Here is a 16,521-nt window from a genome sequence, read left to right as displayed (position 1 = left end):
CCCTGGTCGACCCGTCTCCTGTCCATCAAGACCCAGGCCGGTGCCGAGACCGTGCAGTGGAAGGAGTACCTGTACACCAGGACCAGCGACATCGCCCAGATCACGGACAAGAAGACCAGCGCCACCTTCTACTTCGGCAAGATCTTCGAGGTCACCAGCCTCGGCACCGAGACCAGGTACATCTTTGCCGGCTCCCTCCGGGTGGCCAAGGTGGAGAACGGCCTCCCCATGTATTTCGCCAAGGACCACCTGGGCAGCACGGCGGCCACCCTGTCCGGCCTCTCCGTCATCGAGAGCAGCGAGTACCTGCCCTTCGGCCAGGAGCGCAGCCACACCGGCTCCGTCGAGGAAAGCCACAAGTTCACCGACCAGGAGCTCGCCCCGGCAGGGACACGTCAAAGTCGTTTGCCGTCAAGGGTCGAGGTGCCGGTGGAGTTTTGGCCGGTGGGTGGAACGTGTTGACGTCTTGGCTGGAGCGGGCACAGACGGCCTTGGGTTGCGGCTTTTAGGTCTACGTACGGTCAACCCGGCGCCATGTGGTCCGAATTGGGCGTAGCAGAGCCGTGGCCGCAGTGGACTGGGGTGGATGGAGAGAAGGATGATCAGAGGCCGAGCAGCCGAAGGGCCAAGTCGTGGACCGGGACGTAGGGGCCGAAAGTGCATTCCTCCAGCCCTGCACTTTCGACCCCTACGATCTCCCCCACCGCGTGGACAGCTGCCAGTACTTCGACGGTCTGGGCCGGCCGACCCTGGCGGTGCGGATCGGCACCGAGGCCGGCGACACCGAGACGAAATACATCACCACCCGCCTGCGCTACGACAGCATGGGCCGCCAGTACCGGGTGGAGGGGCCGTACGCCGCCAGGTACCAGAACGGGCTGCTCATCCCCCTCACCAACTCCTACCCGCGAGTCATCACCTACTTTGACTTCCGCGGCCGGCCGACCACGGTCAGCCGGACAGACAACTCCGGCGGCACCGGCTTCCGGTGGCTGACCACCACCTTCACCTACGAGGGCCTCAGCACCACCGTCGAGGATGCCGATCTCCGGAAGAATGGTCGAGGTGGTGGAGGATCCGGGCAGCGGCGAGAAGAACTCGCTCACCAGCGTGCCTTTCCGCAAGCCTGTGGCGGCCCCTCCCGCGGCGAATTTTTTTTCGGGCGGCGGGGGGGGGCAGAACGTAGCGGGTGCTGGCGGCGGGCGAGCGTGAGCAGGCGGATTCCCGGTGCTGGGGCGGATCCGAGGTGGGCGTGGCGGCGCAGGCGGGGTGAGCTCCGGCGAGTCGACCGACGGGCGGCAGGGGCTATCCCGGGTCGGTGGGTCCTTGGGAAGCACCAGGGCAGGAACTTGGCCGGGTCCTGGGCCACGTGGTCGCCGGCGGCCAGAAGCCAGGCGAGGTAAGCGAAGGGGTTGATGCACCTGGGCGTTGGTGAGAATGACCAAGGTGTTGGTGGCGGGGTCATTCTCCTTGAAGGATCATGGAGAACGACGACGGCGTTGATCGGGTTGGGCACGAAATTCTTTCGGTTTTCGTGGCTGCCACTTCCCAGCTCACCGTAAGGCGTCCTCCTCCACCTGGGGCGCTGCCGCGGCCACGTAGCGGAGAAGGGTTTCGACATACTGGAGGCCGGTCCGGGAGCGGGCGAGATCCCGCATGAGGGCGAGAACCCCTGGCAGACGCTCGTTCAGGTCGTCGGCGAAGATGTGCTTGGTGATGGGAAGGAAGCTGCGGAGCAGCACCTCGCCCCGGATGGCCTCGTCTGGCCAGCGGGCCAGGTCGATGAGCCCGTTGAGGCGGAGGGATTGCTCCGCGAAGACTCCCGGGCGATGGTTGCAGGGGACGTCACGGCCCCGACCACCTCAGTCGCGCAGGGTGCGGCGCACGAGATCGCGGAAGGCGTCCAGGGAGGGGATGGTGACGGCGCGCTTGAGGAGCGCCTGCAGGGCCATCTCGGTTTGCACCTCCTCCAGGCTGGTGACCAGGGAATCCGGCACGGTCTCGAACCTGGCCTCCAGAACCTCGACGACGCTCCGGCGCAGCGCCCTGGTCATCCCCTGCTGCATTCCCTGTTGTATTCCTTGCTGTATTCCTTGCTGCATTCCTTGCTGCAGCCCCTGCTGCAGCCCTTGTTGGAGGCCGCGCTCCAGGCCCCGCTGTTCCCAACGTTCGGCAAGTGTCGGCATGGCAAGATCTCCTGAGGCGAGAGTGGTGTCGATGGCGGCGCGAAAGGCGTCCTCCTCCACCTGGGGCGCTGCTGCGGCCACGTAGCGGAGAAGGGTTTCGACATACTGGAGGCCGGTCCGGGAGCGGGCGAGATCCCGCATGAGGGCGAGAACCCCTGGCAGGCGCTCGTTCAGGTCGTCGGCGAAGATGTGCTTGGTGATGAGAAGAAAGCTGCGGAGCAGCACCTCGCCCCGGATGGCCTCGTCGGGCCAGCGGGCCAGGTCGATCAGCTCGTAGCGGAAGGAGGGACGATAGGGGGAAAGCGGCTCTGGCAGGTCAAAGAGGCCCCCGAGGTCCAGGGGATGGGACCAGACCGGGCGGCCGTGGTACAAGAGGATGGGGATCACCGGCGGCAGCCGGTCCGTGCCGTGGATCGCCCGGTGCCGGCTCCAGATCTGGACCGCGTAGCGCAGGACATCGAGGGGCGGGCAGCCGACGACGTGGCTGCGGTGCTCGAAGAGGATGTAGAGGTAGCCTGGCCGGCCATCCACCAGGTTGACCTGGTAGAGGAGGTCGGACAGGTGCTCGGCCAGGTGGGGATCGACGAAGGTGTCTTTGACCACCTCCAGGCTGGCCAGGTCCAGGCAGGCGATGACCTCGGCTGGCAGGTAGTTGGCCAGGAAGTCCCTGGCCGTGGCTGGCTGGCCCAGGACCTCCTTCACGAAGCGATCGTGGGGGTTGGCGACCTCGCTCATGGCCGCATGGTACGCGGGGCGGGCAGGGCTGTCAATGCGCGGACGTCAGGGGGGACGTTCGGCAGAAAGCGCTGCACGGTGGCCGGCGCGACCAGAGGACCTCCAGATCGGTCAACAGCCGTCCGGAGGCCTCGCCTGAGCCCGGTTGGGAACGGGGATCAACCCCGCCCGACGCCCGACCGGATAGCTGCTCCGTATCTCTCCATGGCTACACAGGGGTGGTGCCCAGCCCGTGTCGGCTTCTGGTTCTCTCGTCGAAGTGGCAGCCCGGCAGGTCAACCGGTCTTTCGGGACCAACGGGGGGCCCCCCTGGTCAGTACAGCCGGCGCAGGGCCGAGGCCTTGATGACCGCCGTCACCTCCGCCCCGGGGCGGATCGCCAGTTGCGGCACTGCCTCCGGCACGATCTGGGAAACCAGACTGCCGCCGGCGCAGGCCAGCTCGACGCCGATCCGGTTGCCGTCCCCGAACAGACCGCCAACCCGGCAGGCGAGGCGATTGCGGGCACTGGTGGCTTCGGGGTCGCACTTGAAGAGGGTGATGTCTTTTGCCCCCAGCTCGAAAAGGCTGCCCGCGCCATCGCCCTTCTCGGTGGCGATGAGATCCACCCCGCCCCAGCGATAGCGCCACAGGTCCCCCTGAGGCTGCGGATCCTTCAGGGTGAGCAGGTTGACGTAGCCGCGGCTGTTGGCCCCCAGTTGGCGGCGGGCCAGCTCCTCCACCGGCAGGGACGCCGCCACCTGGCCGTGCTCGAAGAGCAGCACCTCCTCGGTGAGCAGGCGCATCTCCTGCAACGAATGGCTGATGAGCATGAACGGCATATCGAACTCGCCGAGCACCCTCTTCAGGTAGGGAATGATCTGGTATTTCCGCTGGTCATCCAGGCCGGTCAGGGGCTCATCCATCAGGACCAGGCGGGGGCAGGCCAGCATGGTACGGGCCAGCGCCACCCGCTGGCGCTCGCCGCCGGACAGGCCGGATACCCGGCGGGCCAGGAGATGGCCCAGGTCCAGCGCCGCGATCAGGGCGTCCGGATCGATCCGCCGCTCCAACGGCGGGGTCCGTTTCCAGCCGTAGAACAGGTTGCCCCGCACATCGAGATGGGGAAAAAGGTGGGCATGCTGGAAGACCACGCCGATCCGGCGCGCCTCCGGTGGCTGGTTGATCCTGCGGCCGGCATCGAAGAGGACCTGGCCGGACAGGACGATCCGGCCGGCGTCCGGAGCGAGCAGGCCGGCCACGAGGTGCATCAGGGTCGATTTGCCGCTGCCGGAGGGGCCGAACACGCCGCAGCAGCGCGAGGTGACGCGCAGATCGGCCCGCAGCTCGAAGCCAGGGAATCTTTTTGTGACCTGGGCCTCCAGGGCCATCACGACCTCCGGGTCCGGAAGAAGCGGGTTGCGGCCTCGCCCGCCAGGAGCGCCACGAAGGACAGGGCCATGGAGACCAGGCAGAGTGCCAGGGCCGGGCGGCCGCCGCCAGGGGTGGCGGTGTAGTCATAGATCGCCAGGGGAATGGTCTGGGTGATGCCGGGGATGTTGCCGGCCAGGACGACCGTGGCCCCGAGCTCACCCAGGCTGCGGGCGAACATGAGCGTCATACCGGCCAGAAGCGCCGGTGCGGCGAGGGGCAGCACGACCGTGCAGAGGGTATCCCACCGGGAGGCGCCCAGGGTGCGGGCAGCCTGCAGGCAGTGCGCGTCGATCCCCTCCAGGCCGATGCGGATGGCGCGCACCAGCAAGGGAAAGCCGACCACCGCCGAGGCGACGACGGCGCCGGTGAGGGTGAAGACGATCCGCAGGTGGAGCTGGGCGAGCAGAGGGCCAAAGGCACCGTTGCGGCCAAAGAGCAGCAACAGCAGGTAGCCCACCACCACCGGCGGCAGCACCAGGGGCAAATTCACAATCCCCTCCAGGATCGTCTTCCCTGGCAGGCGCCCGAAGGCGAGCAGATAGGCCGTGGCAAAGCCAAAGGGCGCCGAGAGCACGGTGGCCACGGAGGCCACCTTGACCGACAGCAGAATCGCCTGCAGATCTTGCGGGGAGAGAGCCATCATGACAACGGTGCCGGTGGCGGCCGGTGGTTGCCGCCAGCCGTGCCAGCGGCCGGGGCCACAAAGCCGAAGCGCTCCAGAATGGCCAACGCCGCCGGGGTGGCCAGAAAGTCGAGCAGCGATCGGGCGGCCTCGTTGTGACTGCCCTCCGGGGTGAGCCCGGCCGGGCAGTCGATCCGCTCATGCAGCGCCGCCGGCACGGTGAAGAGGATGACCGCCCGGCCGGCCAGCAGGGCGTCGCTCTTGTAGATGAAGGCGCCGTCCACCTCCCCCCGGTCAGCATAGAGCAGGGCCTGCCGGACGTCCCTGGCCATCACCAGCTGGTTGGCCGAAAGCATCTTCTCGTAGACCGAGACGGCCCGCATGGCCTGCTCGGCATACTGGCCCGCCGGCACACTCCGGGGGCTGCCCAGGGCGATCCGGGAAAGCTGCGGCAGCGCCGCCAGCGAGGCGACCCCGACTCCGGGGCGACCGGCGAAGACCAGGGTGTTGGCGGCGATCACCCGCACGGATCCGCCCTCGATGCGGCCCTCCCGCACCAGGTGATCCATCCATTGGCGGTTGGCCGAGATGAAAAGGTCGGCAGGCGCCCCCTGGACGATCTGCTCGGCCAGGGCGCCGGAGGAGCCGAAATTGGGCCGGATGACCACCTGCGGCTGCCCGTGGCGGAAGGCAGCGGCCAGGGCCTTGACGGCGTCGCTCAGGCTGGCGGCCGCCGACAGATGGATCTCCGCGGCCGCAGCCCGAGCCGGCCCCGAGAGGACGGCAAGGACAAACAGCGCCAGGACGGCTCCTTTGGCCTTCGTGGTCTTCATCGCCTGCTCTCTCCCGCCATGGCTGGCTCCTCGGGTTGGGCTCTCGTTGCGGTCTTTCTTTTGACCAGAGAGCAACCGCTGTGCCAGGGGATGGCGGCCGGCGGCTCCGGGCCGCACGGTAGCGCGCTGCCGGCCAGCGGCGGCCGGCCACCCGGACCGCCAGCGGTTGGGCGTGCCGGAGAGGAGACAAGAATGGAGGGCAAGGGACAGAATTGTCCCACAGGGAGTGCCGAGGGGCGCCAGCCGCCCCCGCCCTTCCCGGGTGGCTAAGGCTGCCGGGGCTGGCCGGGGCGGGGGCCGATCTCCCACATCGGCCGGCCGCGGTAGTCCCGGAAGACCATGGTGCGACCGTCCGGCAGCAGGCGCAGGCAGCGGGCGACGACGATCCGCTCGCCGTCGGCAGCCAGCGACTTGGACCCCTCCACCACCACCTCGACACCGTCCGCCAGGGGAAGCTTGAGCTGCCGCCAGTACCAGGGAGGGGCGGTGACGACCAGGTAGGGGCCGCTTGCGGTCTGCAGCCGGAAGCGGACCAGTCCCTGGTCCGGGACGACCAGGCCAGCCGCCTGGCCTTGGACCTCGCCCACCGTGTTGCGGTCGAAGCCCAGGGCTGAATCGGGCGCGGTCAGGCCGGTCGCCGCCTCCCCCCCGGCGGCCCGGGCCGGCAGCGCCGCCGGCACCAGCAGAGCCAGGGCCAGGAGCGAGGCCAGGCTGGCGGCTGGCCGCTCCCTCTTGCCACGGGCAGGGGTCGTCATAGGCCGTACTCCTTGATCCGGTACTGGAGGGTGCGCAGGGAGATGCCCAGGAGCTCCGCCGCCTGGCGGCGGTTGCCCCCCACCTCGGAGAGCACCCGGACAATGGTCTCCCGCTCGCTGGCCTGCAGGCGCCCCGCCCCCTCCCCCGGACCCATTGGCTCCAGATTCAGATGGCGAGGCAGGACGGTGCTGCCGGCCAGGATCACCGCCCGCTCGATAACGTTTTGCAGCTCGCGGACATTGCCCGGCCAGGCATAGGCGGCCAGGGCCTGGCCGGCCTCGCCGGTCAAGGCCGGCGGCGGCTTGCCGCAAGCCGCCGCCGAGCGGACCACAAAGTACTGGGCCAGCGGCAGGATGGCGTCCCGGCGCCAGGCCAGGGGCGGGATGGCGATGGGGAAGACGTTGAGACGGTAGAAGAGGTCCTCCCGGAAGCGGCCGGCTGCCATCGCCGCCCGCAGGTCCTGGTTGGTGGCCGAGATGATCCGCACATCCGTGGCCACCGGACCGGCTCCGCCCACCCGCTCGATCTCCCGCTCCTGCAGCACCCGCAAGAGCTTCACCTGGATGGCGAGCGGGATGTCCCCGACCTCGTCCAGAAAGAGGGTGCCGCCATGGGCCAGCTCGAAGCGCCCCTTGCGGCTGGCCACCGCGCCGGTATAGGCACCCCGCTCGTGGCCGAACAGCTCACTTTCGAGCACCGACTCGGCCAGGGCCGCGCAATGCACGGCCACGAACGGCCGCAGGCGCCGGGCACTCAGGCCATGGATGGCCCGAGCCACCAGCTCCTTGCCGGTGCCGGTCGGGCCGGTGACCAGAACCGTGGTCGTGGTGGGGGCCACCTCGACCACCAGCTGGCGGACCGCCTGCATGGCCTCGCCGCAGAACACGGTCTCCAGGGGCGGGAAGCTTCGCCCCAGCTCCTCGGACAGAACCTCGATCTTCTCCTCGGCCTCGGCCTCCCGCAGCACCCGGCGGACCACATGCCGCAGCTCATCGGGGCTGCGCAGGGGCTTGGTCAGGTAGTCAGCCGCCCCGGCCTTCATGGCCTCGACGGCGCTGCCGATGGAGCCGTAGGCGGTGATGAGCACCCAGCGGGCCTCCGGCCGGGCCACCCGGCCGGGGGCCAGGAGGTCCAGTCCCGTGAGGTCGGGCATCCGGAGGTCGGTGAGCACCAGATCAAAAGGCGCCGCCCTGAGGCGGGCCAAGGCCTCCTGGCCCCCACCCGCCTCCTCCACCACGTAGCCCTCCTCCCGGAGCACGCCGGTCAGGAAGGCGCGCATGGGCGCATCGTCGTCCACCACCAGGATCCGTCGTTGCATGGCCGGAGGTCACCCCCGTGGCAGCCAGATGGACAGCACCGCCCCGCCGCCATCCCGGTTGGCGAGGGCGATCTCCCCGCGCATGCCCTCGATGACCTTGCGGGCGTAGGCCAGCCCCAGGCCGGTGCCGGCGGCCTTGGTGGTGAAAAAGGGTGTGAAGAGCCGGGCGGCGCTGTCCGCCGGGATGCCGGGACCGCGGTCCTCGATGCGGATCAGCACCCGGCGGCCGGCCGGGCGGGCGACCAGCCGCACCGGCGCGCCGTCGCCGCCGGCCTCCAGGGCGTTGCGGATGCCGTTGGCCAGCACCCGGTGCAGCTTTTCGGCATCGCCCAGCACCCGGATCCGGTCCGGCGCCTCGACCGTGGTGCACCCCGGCTGCGGGCAGGTCGCCGCCGCCTGCCGCAGCGCCTGCCCGGCATCCACCGGCGCGAGGCAGTAGCGCTCCCCCCGGGCATAGAGCAGCAGACCCTCCACCAGGCCATCGATCCGCTCGGTGCCGGCCAGCACCGCCGCCAGGCCGGCCTTGCGCGGGTCCTCCGGCCCGGTCTTCTCGTCCACCCACTGGGCGAAGCCCTTGGTGCTGCCCAGGGCGTTGCGGATCTCGTGGGCCAGGGTGGCGGTCATCTGGCCGACCAGGGCCAGCCGCTCGCTGCGGGCCAGGTCGGCCTGCAGCCGCAGCTGGCGGGCCAGGATCCGTTCGAGACCGATGGCCAAGGCCCACAGCACGGCCAGAAGGGCCGCGGTCCCGCCCCACAGGCCCTGGGCCTCGCCGGCGATCCGGTCCACCGGCGCGGTGTGCAGCACCAGCCGCAGCAGCTCCGGCCGATCCTGCCGGCTGCGGAGCGGATAGGAAAAGGCAAAGGCCGGGGCCTGGGTGCCGAGCCGCAGGCGCTGGCCGCCCGGCCGGCCAGCCACCGGCCGGGGCGGTTCGGCCTCCGCCGCCGGCAGCCGGCTGCCCACCAGCTCCGGGTTGGTGTGGAAGAGGATCGTCCCCTGGGCGTCGGCCACGAGCGCGTACGCCACCACCCGGTCCGACAGGATCCGCTGCACCTCTTCCGCCTGCTCCCCGGCCAAAAGGGCGCTCTCCACCGCGAAGGCCAGGGCAAAGGCCGTGCTCTCCAGGGAGCGCTCGGCCAGACTGCCCACCGCGGTGGTGACCCGGGCGGTGATGAACAGCATAGCCGCCGACGAGGCGAGGCCGAACAGGAGGAGGAAGGCCCGCAGGCTGGTATGGACCGACAGACGCATGGGCATGGCGGCAACGGTCAGGCCGGCGAGAGCGGCCGGCACCGCCGCCTGGGCCGGAGCATCAGTCCAGCTGCACGATGAGCTCCGGGGTGATCTCCCCGAAGCGCAGCACCCGGGTGCCGCCGTGGATCTCGACAAAGGCCCGGGCAGCGGCCTCGGCGGCAAAAGGGATCAGCTCGCGTCCCATGGGGCCGAACACGTCGCTGCCGATGACAAAGAAGGCCTGCCGGCCGTCGATCCAGGCCAGGGAAACATAGTCCCGCACCCACACCGCCCCCCAGTCCCGGGCCTTGCAGCCGACATCCTGGCCAGCCTGCCCCAGATAGCACTTGAACAGATCCTTGACCCCGTCGAAGTGGAGAACGCCGCCTGCGGCCAGCTCGATCTGGGCCGCGAAGTCGGGATACCGGCCCACAAACATGCCGCAGACCGGACAGCGATCCGTCTTGGCGATGGGGCTTGGCCCACCCGCCCATCCGCCCAGGGCGACCAGGAGCAACGCCAGTCCAATCGCCAGCCCCACCACCCTGGAATGTCGCTCGTGAGCATGGGCCATGAGACCACCTCGGGCATGCCACGCCGTAGCTCTTATTGAAGGATGTCTTCCGCCAGAGCCTCGCGCAGCGAGAGCAGACACAGCTAGCCGGGGGATTCATCCCCCGGCGCGTTGCACCCCCGCGGCGTCTCCCCGCCCTCCTCACCACTGCAGCCAGCCCCACGGCAGGCGGGCGGCCTGACCTGCCTCCGGCAAGCCCATCTTATGGTCCAGGGGCGGCGGGGTGTCAAGTGCGGGACAGGCTTCGTTCTCCTGGCAGGCGTTGCGAGCCGCCAGGGCAGCGCCCAGGGCGGTGGTGATCTGGGGTGTCTGGGCCACGATCACCGGCCGCAGGAGCTCGTCCTCCAGGGCCGCGACCAGGCCCGGATTGAGAGCCGGGCCGCCGTCGAAGAGCACGGGGTCCTCGACCCCCAGCCGCCGGGCCAGCCGGGCGATCCGGCGGGCGATGGCGTAGTGGATGCCGCGGGCGATGGCGGCCGGGCTGCGGCCGGCGGCCAGCAGGCTGACGAGCTCGGATTCGGCAAAGACCGTGCAGGTGCTGCTGATCGTCACCGGCACCTCGGCGCTTTCGGTGTGCAGCCGGCCCAGATCCTCCAGGGGCACCTCCAGGCTGCGGGCCGCCATCTCCAGGAAACGGCCGGTGCCGGCCGCACACTTGTCGTTCATGGCGAAATCGCGCACTTGGCCCTGGTCGTCCAGGGCGATGACCTTGGAGTCCTGGCCGCCGATGTTGATGACCGTGCGCACCCCCAATCCGGCGCCATCGTCGGCCGTGGCGCCCAGGGCGTTGGCCGTGATCTCGCTTAAGCGCTCGTCCGCCTCCGGAAAGAGCTTGCGGCCGTAGCCGGTGGCGACCGTGTAGCGCAGCTGGCCGGCCTCGATGCCCCCCGCCGCCAGGGTATGCTCCAGGGCTGCCCGGGCGTTGCGCACGAAGTGGCCGCCGGTCCGGGCAATGGTCGAGGCCGCTGGCCGGCCTGCCTGGTCGATGATGGCGACCTTGATGGCGGTGGAGCCGATATCGATGCCGCAGAAGTAGCCGTTCATGCTCGCCTCCGTTTCCTGGCGCGAATGGACTCGATGAACGCCTCCACCCGGGTGGAGAGCTGGCCGGTATCCTCGGGGCTGAAATCCGTCTCGATGGCCAGCATGGGCAGGCCGAGCCCGGCGAAGGTGCTGCCCACCGTCCCCTGCTCCATGGCAAAAAGATGGCAGCCGGCAAAGGTCAGGTAGACGACGCCGTCGGCAGCCAGCCGCTGGGCCTGGGCGGTCAGCCGGCGGAGACGGTTGCCGTCCGGGGTGAGGCATGGGCAGGCGCAAGGCTTGAGATAGCGGTCGGCCACCGCGGGCAGCAGGTCATAGCGCGCCGCCTCGTCGAAGGCCAGCCGATCGTAGAGCAGCCGGCAGGAGCTGCAGGCCTCGTCACCCACCAGGACCGCCCCGGCCTTCTCCAGGAGGAGTGGCACCTTGAGGTTGGGGAAAAGCGGCGGCGAGCCGGCGAGCAGCAGCCGGGGCGCCCGCTCGCTGCAGGCCGTTTGCCCGGCCCGCACCCGGGCCTCCAGCTCGGTGCACAGCTCATGCACCGCCCGGGTCCAGCGGTTGATGTCGCCGGCCTGGTAGGCTGAGGCGACCAGAAGGGCGTCCTTGCCCAGGAGCACCGGGGGGCGGGCCTCGGCCAGGGCGTGGAGGCGGCGAAAGGCCCCCCGGGCCGCCTCGACCTTGGCGATGGCGGCCTGGAGCGAGCGTACGCTGGCGCGGTTGCCGGTGGCCTCCTCCAGCCTCTGCAGCAGGCGGCCGATGGAGGCGTACCAGTAGGCATGCGCCTCCTCGGTGTCGCTGGCGGGCGGCACGGCCAGGGAATGGACCGGCCAGCCGTCCGCGGCCAGGAGCTCCCCGGTCTTGCGCTTCTGGTCACAGGTGGTGGGCACCGCCACCAGGGCCAGACGCTGCCGCTCCTCCGGGGCCAGAAGCGCCAGGCGGCCGCAGGTCGCCTTGACCAGCGGGCAGGCCTTGGCGGGCAGCAGCTCAGCCCCCACCTGCTCGTGGGCAGAGGCGCCGCTGCACAGCCGCAGCGGCCGGGCGCCCACCGCGTAGATCAGCTCCTCCGGCACCTGGATGCAGGTGGTGCCCACCAGGGGCTCTGCCCCGGCCAGGAGAGAGCGGCCCTGCCGGAAGAGATCGTAGAAGTAGCCCATGCCTTGCGGGTTGCCGGCAAAGTCGCCCTCGATGGCGGCCAGGGTGGCGCTCTCCTCCATGGCCAGCCGCATTCCGGTGGTATGGCGCAGCCGCGCCAGCCGCTCATCGTTCATGGTCAGCCCAGTCCGCCATCTTCCTGGCCAGCCGCCGGTGGAAGCCTGCCCCGGTGGACTGGTACACCGGCCAGCCCAGCACAGTCGCCTCCAGGCAGCGCTCTTCCGGGCAGGCGCCCACACACTTGAGGCAGAGCATGCAATCGGCCTGCAGGATGTTCTTGTGGGTGCAATCCTCGGCAATGGCCACGATCCCCATGTCGCACACCCGCAGGCAGTTGCCGCAGCGGCTGCACGTGCCGCCATCCTTGCGCAGCCGGAAGAAGGCCACCTTGGACACCAGGTACTGCAGGGCGCTCATGGGGCAGAACAGGCAGGCAAAACGCTTCTTGACCAGGGCGCCGGCCAGGAATACGCCGGTGAAAAGAAGACCCAGGGCAGTGAGCACCGCCTTCGGCCAGGAGCCGAGATCCAGGGACAGCTGGCTGAGGTCGCCCAGGCTCAGCAGGGGCAGAACCGTCCGGCCCGGGCAGAGCAGGCAGAACGGGGTGGCAAACTCCGAAGACAGCTTGGGCAGACCCGGCAGGGCGTTGCTCATGCCCAGGGGCAGGACAAGAAGCAGCAAAAGAAGGCCGTACTTGATCCAGCCCAGCCGCCGGAAGGTCACCCGCCGGTAGCTGCTGGGGCGGATGCCCAGCTGCCGCCTCATGCCGGTGATCCAGTCCTGCACCGTGCCCAAAGGGCAAAGAAAGCCGCACCAGCCCTTGTTGAGAAAGACGAAGAACAGGAGGAAGGTGAGGAAGCTGGTCAGGACGCCCATCCCCCGGCCGGTGAGGATCTGGTCCACGGGGATGTTGGCCTGGTGCTGGAGGGGATAGAGGTAGCAGGTGCCGCCGCGGCTTTCCACAAAGGCACAGGCAAAGGTGGGCAGGGAGGAGGAGAGGTCCACTGCCAGATAGCCGCCGTAGAGCAGAAAGACGAAGGAGAGGATCTGGACCACGCTGCGCAGCCGCTCCAGATCGAGGCCGTTGATCCATGGCCGGAGGCGCGTCACAGGCTTGCCCATGGCTGCCGCCACCGGAGGCGGCGCCGGAAAAGGAATACCCCCAGGCCGCTGGCGCCAAGCCCGGCCAGCACCAGGGCCAGCCCCGCCAGCCGGGAGCGGTAGGCGGCCCGGGCCGGTCCGGCGCGCCAGACCAGGGTCGAGGTCATCCTGGTCCGGGCCTCTTCCGGCCCGGTGCTCCACCGGGCCTGCACCGTGAACGGCGTCCGCTGGCTGCTCCGGAATTCTCCCCAGTCTCCGGGGAAGGAGTCCGCCGGCAGCTGGAAGGCCACCCAGCCCTCCTGGTCGCTCGGCTCTTCCTTTTCCCAGCCGCCGGCGGTCTTCAGGCGCACCGCTGCCTCCGCCACCGGCCGGCCGAAGGAAAGCACCTGAAAGCGGAGCTGGTCGCCGGCCCGGACGTCGGAGTGGAAGTTGCCGTCCCAGAGGTCGTGGCCGACCACCTCCAGGGGGATGGTGTCCAGGCAGTGGGCCGTCAGCCGCTCCGGATCGTGCTTGTACGCGTGTCCCCAGCCACAGCTGTGGTGGATGGTCACCCACTTGGCGACCCGGATCTCCTCTCCCGCCGCCAGGGCTTGGCGGTCCACCACATAAAGGCTATGCAGGCCGTGCATGGGGCCATCGCCCATGGCTGCCGGAAAGCTGACCACCGCCACCGGCCCCTGCTGCCGGATGACCGCTTCGTCCACCGCCCCGGTCGGCCGCTGCACCCAGGCCGCCGCCGCGTCGCTCACCGGGCCGCTCAGCCGGTAGGCGCGCACCGGCTGCGGCCGGTGCTCCGACTCCACCGCCGGCGGGGCGCAGGCCTCATGCCCGGCGCCGCGAGGCGGGGCCGGCGCCAGCACCAGGAATGGCAGCTCGCCCCCAGCAGCCAGCCCAGCCGCGCCCAGGACCACAGCCACCATCGCCATGGCCCCCCAGCGCCAGGAAGCCCAGTCCATCCTGTCCATATTGTCCATCCTGTCCATCGTCCATCCCCCCGCCGGCTCCTAGAACCGGTAGGTCACCGAGGCAAAGACCGACCGGGGGCCGCCCGGCACGTAGCGCGTGTCGTTCGTGCTGGCGGTCTTGGTCACCTCCATGGCGTAGGTGTCGTCCCAGAGGTTGGCGACATCCAGGGCCAAGGCCCAGGGGCCTTGCTCGTAGCCGACGAACAGGCTGGTGACCAGCTCATAGCCCTGGTATTTCTCGGAGTTGGCGCTGTCGACGAAGTAGGAGCCCCAGGTGGCGGCGGACAGCTTGAGCCGCAGCCCGGCAGGGTGCTGGTAGCGGCCGTACAGCGCGTACTGGTGCCTGGGGATGTACGGCAGCTGGTTGCCACCCCGGTCGAAAACCGTGGTCACCATCCGCCGCAGCACCGGGTTGAAGGCGGTGATCGGCTCGGCAAACTCGTCGTACTCGAAGTCGCTGTAGGTGTAGGAGCCGCCGACGGCGAGCCCGGTCAGGGCCTGGACTTCCCCGGCCAGTTCGACCCCGTGCTTGCGCACCGCGCCGGCGTTGCTGTAGGTGACGATGCCGCTTTCCACCAGGGCCTGGACGATATCATCGTCCACGTCCTCGCGGAAGACGGCCAGGTCGAAGCTGTGGCCGGCCGCCAAGCGGCCCTTGCCGCCGATCTCGTAGCTCAGGCTGGTGGCCGGATCGAGATCCGGGTTGTCCTCCAGCTCGGCGCCCTGGGGGGTGCGGAAGCCGGTGGCCACCGAGCCGTAGAGGTTGAGCCACGGCAGGGTCTTGTGCACCACCCCCAGCCGCGGGCTGATTTGCTCGAAGGTCTTGTCCACCGCCACCGTCTCCCGCAGGGCGGAAAACCCGCTGGTGCTCCAGTCGAACTCGCCGAAGCGCTCGGTGTCGATATCGAAGAGCACCTGGTCGTAGCGCACCCCGAGGTCGACAATCCAACGGTCGCTGGGCCGCAGGGACTCCTGGGCATACACCCCCCACTTCGTGATCACGCTGTCCGAGGTCTCGATGAGGTCGCTTTTTCGGTCGGACAGGGTGTAGTCGAACCGCTTGCGGTCCCCGGGGTTGGCCGGGGTGTGCGGCTTGAGGTCGGCGTAGGCAAACTTCTCGGACTCCTGGCTGTCGATCTGGCCGCTGAGGCCAACGGTCAGCACTGCGGCCAGGCCCGCCGGGTGGTGCTGCCAGTCGCTGGGCAGGTCGACGCCGTAGACCCAGGCATCCGCCTCGTTGATGCCGCCGGGCACCGGGTGGAAGTGGTCCCAGCTCTGGAGATAGCCCACCGGCTTGAGACTGAGCTCGCCCAGGCCCTTTTCGCCCCGCAGGGTGGCGTAGCGGACCCGGCTGTCCCGGCTGGAGTGGCGAAAAAACTCGGTGGTGGCCTGGCTGGGATCGGCGGCGAATTCCTGGGCGCTCAGGCTGCCGGGCAGCTGCAGGTCGGCATCGGTGTAGCTGGCTGCAAGCTCCACCATGCTTTCGTCCGCAAAGACATGGCCCACCTTGAGCCCGACCAGGGTGGAGTCGAATTCGTTCCAGGCCCGCCAGCCGTCCGAGGACTTGCGGGTGGCGCTCAGGTTGACATAGCTGTCGCCGACGGCCTTGCTGAAAAGCCCGGTGGCCAGCTGGGTGTTGTCGTCGCCGTAGCCGATCTTGAGGCTTTCGATCTCCTCCATGGGGCTCTTGGTGATGATGTTGACCACCCCACCGGAGGCGTTGGCGCCGTAGAGGGTGGAATTGGGCCCCCGCACCACCTCCACCTGCTCGATCAGCTGCGTGTCCACGAAATCGAAGCGGGACATGCCATCCGGGTCGGTGATCGGCACCCCGTCCAGGAGGACCATGATCTCCCGCACCCCGTAGCGGGCCTTGAGCCCGGAGCCGCGGATGATGAGGCGGGCATCGTAGCCGTTGTTCTTGGTCTCTGCCTGCACCCCGGGCAGGCCCACCAGGGCCTCCTTGATGCCCAGCATGCGGGAATGCTCGATCACCTCCTCGCCCACCGTGCTCACCCCGGCCGGGATCTCCTCGGTGGTCCGCTCGGTACGGGTGGCGGTCACCATCACCTGGCCGACGTCCTGGCCGGAGGCGATGGTCTGGTCCTCCTCGGCCCGGCATGGCAGAGCGGCCAGGACGAGAAGGCCGGAAAGGACAAGGGTGCTCCTGGTCATGGATGGATTCTCCTTGGGCCGGACAGCAGCAGGCTGACCGGGCCTGGTCAGTGACGCCGGCTTGACGACCGGCTCGCCGGGGCGGTCAGCGCAAGACAAAGGCCACCGTGATCCGGAAGCTGTCCGGCAGCTCCTCCCGCCGGCCCGGAAAGCCGGGATAGGGGGCGGCGGCGCGCACCGCCTCCAGCGCCGCCCGGTCCAGCCAGCGGTTGCCGGAGCTGGCCAGAAGCTCCGCCTGCGCCAGGGCGCCGTCCGGCTGCAGCCGGAACGACACCGTGGCCTCGCCCTCGATCTGGTTCTCCCGGGCCAGCCGCGGGTACTTCTTGGCCTGCTCGATCCGGCCCCGGATGATGGCGACGTAGCCCGGCAGCGGGTTGGCCGCAGCTGCCGCCGGGCCGCCGGCCCCGGCGGCAGCTGCGGCACC

At 69.7% G+C, this 16,521-nt stretch carries 17 protein-coding genes; 2 read left to right on the top strand and 15 right to left on the bottom strand.

The window, feature by feature from the left end; genetic code table 11:
• A partial coding sequence (locus tag AB1634_14485) for a hypothetical protein (protein MEW6220721.1) occupies positions 1–462 on the top strand: 462 nt, incomplete at its 5' end.
• A 245-nt stretch (positions 463–707) separates the two neighbouring features.
• Entirely contained in the window at positions 708–1,403 is a 696-nt protein-coding gene (locus AB1634_14480; GenBank protein MEW6220720.1) for a DUF6443 domain-containing protein, read from the top strand.
• Positions 1,404–1,553: 150 nt separating this feature from the next.
• Here AB1634_14480 and AB1634_14475 read toward each other — a convergent pair whose 3' ends face one another.
• The 15 genes from AB1634_14475 to AB1634_14405 all read right to left on the bottom strand — a co-directional run.
• Positions 1,554–1,742, bottom strand: coding sequence for a hypothetical protein (locus tag AB1634_14475; protein ID MEW6220719.1), 189 nt, complete (start codon positions 1,740–1,742; stop codon positions 1,554–1,556).
• A gap of 120 nt (positions 1,743–1,862) precedes the next feature.
• Positions 1,863–2,921, bottom strand: coding sequence for an Rpn family recombination-promoting nuclease/putative transposase (locus AB1634_14470; GenBank protein MEW6220718.1), 1,059 nt, complete (start codon positions 2,919–2,921; stop codon positions 1,863–1,865).
• A gap of 313 nt (positions 2,922–3,234) precedes the next feature.
• A complete protein-coding gene (gene modC, locus AB1634_14465; GenBank protein MEW6220717.1) occupies positions 3,235–4,290 on the bottom strand; it encodes a molybdenum ABC transporter ATP-binding protein in 1,056 nt (351 codons plus the stop codon).
• Positions 4,290–4,976, bottom strand: a complete 687-nt coding sequence (gene modB / locus AB1634_14460) for a molybdate ABC transporter permease subunit (protein ID MEW6220716.1) — start codon at positions 4,974–4,976, stop codon at positions 4,290–4,292. The genes modC and modB overlap by 1 nt, the downstream gene beginning before the upstream one ends.
• On the bottom strand, positions 4,973–5,788 hold the full coding sequence (modA, locus tag AB1634_14455) for a molybdate ABC transporter substrate-binding protein (GenBank protein MEW6220715.1): 816 nt from the start codon (positions 5,786–5,788) through the stop codon (positions 4,973–4,975). The genes modB and modA overlap by 4 nt, the downstream gene beginning before the upstream one ends.
• 266 nt (positions 5,789–6,054) lie before the next feature.
• Positions 6,055–6,543: a hypothetical protein gene (locus AB1634_14450; protein ID MEW6220714.1), complete on the bottom strand. Its 489-nt coding sequence runs from the start codon at positions 6,541–6,543 to the stop codon at positions 6,055–6,057.
• Entirely contained in the window at positions 6,540–7,862 is a 1,323-nt protein-coding gene (locus AB1634_14445; GenBank protein MEW6220713.1) for a sigma-54 dependent transcriptional regulator, read from the bottom strand. Before AB1634_14445 ends, AB1634_14450 begins: the two co-directional genes overlap by 4 nt.
• Positions 7,863–7,871: 9 nt before the next feature.
• Positions 7,872–9,152, bottom strand: a complete 1,281-nt coding sequence (locus tag AB1634_14440; GenBank protein ID MEW6220712.1) for an ATP-binding protein — start codon at positions 9,150–9,152, stop codon at positions 7,872–7,874.
• 19 nt (positions 9,153–9,171) lie between these two features.
• Complete coding sequence (locus AB1634_14435; protein MEW6220711.1) at positions 9,172–9,666, bottom strand: nitrous oxide reductase accessory protein NosL; 495 nt, start codon at positions 9,664–9,666, stop codon at positions 9,172–9,174.
• A 141-nt stretch (positions 9,667–9,807) separates the two neighbouring features.
• On the bottom strand, positions 9,808–10,710 hold the full coding sequence (locus tag AB1634_14430; protein ID MEW6220710.1) for an acyl-CoA dehydratase activase: 903 nt from the start codon (positions 10,708–10,710) through the stop codon (positions 9,808–9,810).
• Positions 10,707–11,972, bottom strand: a complete 1,266-nt coding sequence (locus AB1634_14425; GenBank protein ID MEW6220709.1) for a 2-hydroxyacyl-CoA dehydratase family protein — start codon at positions 11,970–11,972, stop codon at positions 10,707–10,709. Before AB1634_14425 ends, AB1634_14430 begins: the two co-directional genes overlap by 4 nt.
• On the bottom strand, positions 11,962–12,978 hold the full coding sequence (locus AB1634_14420) for a 4Fe-4S binding protein (protein MEW6220708.1): 1,017 nt from the start codon (positions 12,976–12,978) through the stop codon (positions 11,962–11,964). Before AB1634_14420 ends, AB1634_14425 begins: the two co-directional genes overlap by 11 nt.
• Positions 12,963–13,922, bottom strand: a complete 960-nt coding sequence (locus AB1634_14415) for a hypothetical protein (GenBank protein ID MEW6220707.1) — start codon at positions 13,920–13,922, stop codon at positions 12,963–12,965. Before AB1634_14415 ends, AB1634_14420 begins: the two co-directional genes overlap by 16 nt.
• A 39-nt stretch (positions 13,923–13,961) precedes the next feature.
• The gene (locus AB1634_14410; protein ID MEW6220706.1) at positions 13,962–16,097 is read right to left on the bottom strand and encodes a TonB-dependent receptor; all 2,136 of its coding nucleotides are present in this window, start codon (positions 16,095–16,097) and stop codon (positions 13,962–13,964) included.
• Positions 16,098–16,182: 85 nt separating this feature from the next.
• Positions 16,183–16,521, bottom strand: a 339-nt coding sequence (locus tag AB1634_14405; GenBank protein MEW6220705.1) for a TonB family protein, incomplete at its 5' end; no start/stop codon positions are given.

This window comes from Thermodesulfobacteriota bacterium (assembly GCA_040755095.1).
Taxonomy (GTDB): domain Bacteria; phylum Desulfobacterota; class Desulfobulbia; order Desulfobulbales; family JBFMBH01; genus JBFMBH01.
This window is presented reverse-complemented; position numbering and strand designations above follow the sequence as displayed.

Excerpts from the sequence above, each read along its gene's own strand:
- AB1634_14435 (MEW6220711.1), bottom strand. The coding sequence starts at position 9,666 with ATGGCCCATGCTCACGAGCGACATTCCAGGGTGGTGGGGCTGGCGATT.
- AB1634_14415 (MEW6220707.1), bottom strand. The coding sequence starts at position 13,922 with ATGGACAGGATGGACTGGGCTTCCTGGCGCTGGGGGGCCATGGCGATG.
- modC (MEW6220717.1), bottom strand. The coding sequence starts at position 4,290 with ATGGCCCTGGAGGCCCAGGTCACAAAAAGATTCCCTGGCTTCGAGCTG.
- modA (MEW6220715.1), bottom strand. The coding sequence starts at position 5,788 with ATGAAGACCACGAAGGCCAAAGGAGCCGTCCTGGCGCTGTTTGTCCTT.
- AB1634_14450 (MEW6220714.1), bottom strand. The coding sequence starts at position 6,543 with ATGACGACCCCTGCCCGTGGCAAGAGGGAGCGGCCAGCCGCCAGCCTG.
- AB1634_14445 (MEW6220713.1), bottom strand. The coding sequence starts at position 7,862 with ATGCAACGACGGATCCTGGTGGTGGACGACGATGCGCCCATGCGCGCC.
- AB1634_14430 (MEW6220710.1), bottom strand. The coding sequence starts at position 10,710 with ATGAACGGCTACTTCTGCGGCATCGATATCGGCTCCACCGCCATCAAG.
- AB1634_14410 (MEW6220706.1), bottom strand. The coding sequence starts at position 16,097 with ATGACCAGGAGCACCCTTGTCCTTTCCGGCCTTCTCGTCCTGGCCGCT.
- AB1634_14425 (MEW6220709.1), bottom strand. The coding sequence starts at position 11,972 with ATGAACGATGAGCGGCTGGCGCGGCTGCGCCATACCACCGGAATGCGG.
- modB (MEW6220716.1), bottom strand. The coding sequence starts at position 4,976 with ATGATGGCTCTCTCCCCGCAAGATCTGCAGGCGATTCTGCTGTCGGTC.
- AB1634_14470 (MEW6220718.1), bottom strand. The coding sequence starts at position 2,921 with ATGAGCGAGGTCGCCAACCCCCACGATCGCTTCGTGAAGGAGGTCCTG.
- AB1634_14420 (MEW6220708.1), bottom strand. The coding sequence starts at position 12,978 with ATGGGCAAGCCTGTGACGCGCCTCCGGCCATGGATCAACGGCCTCGAT.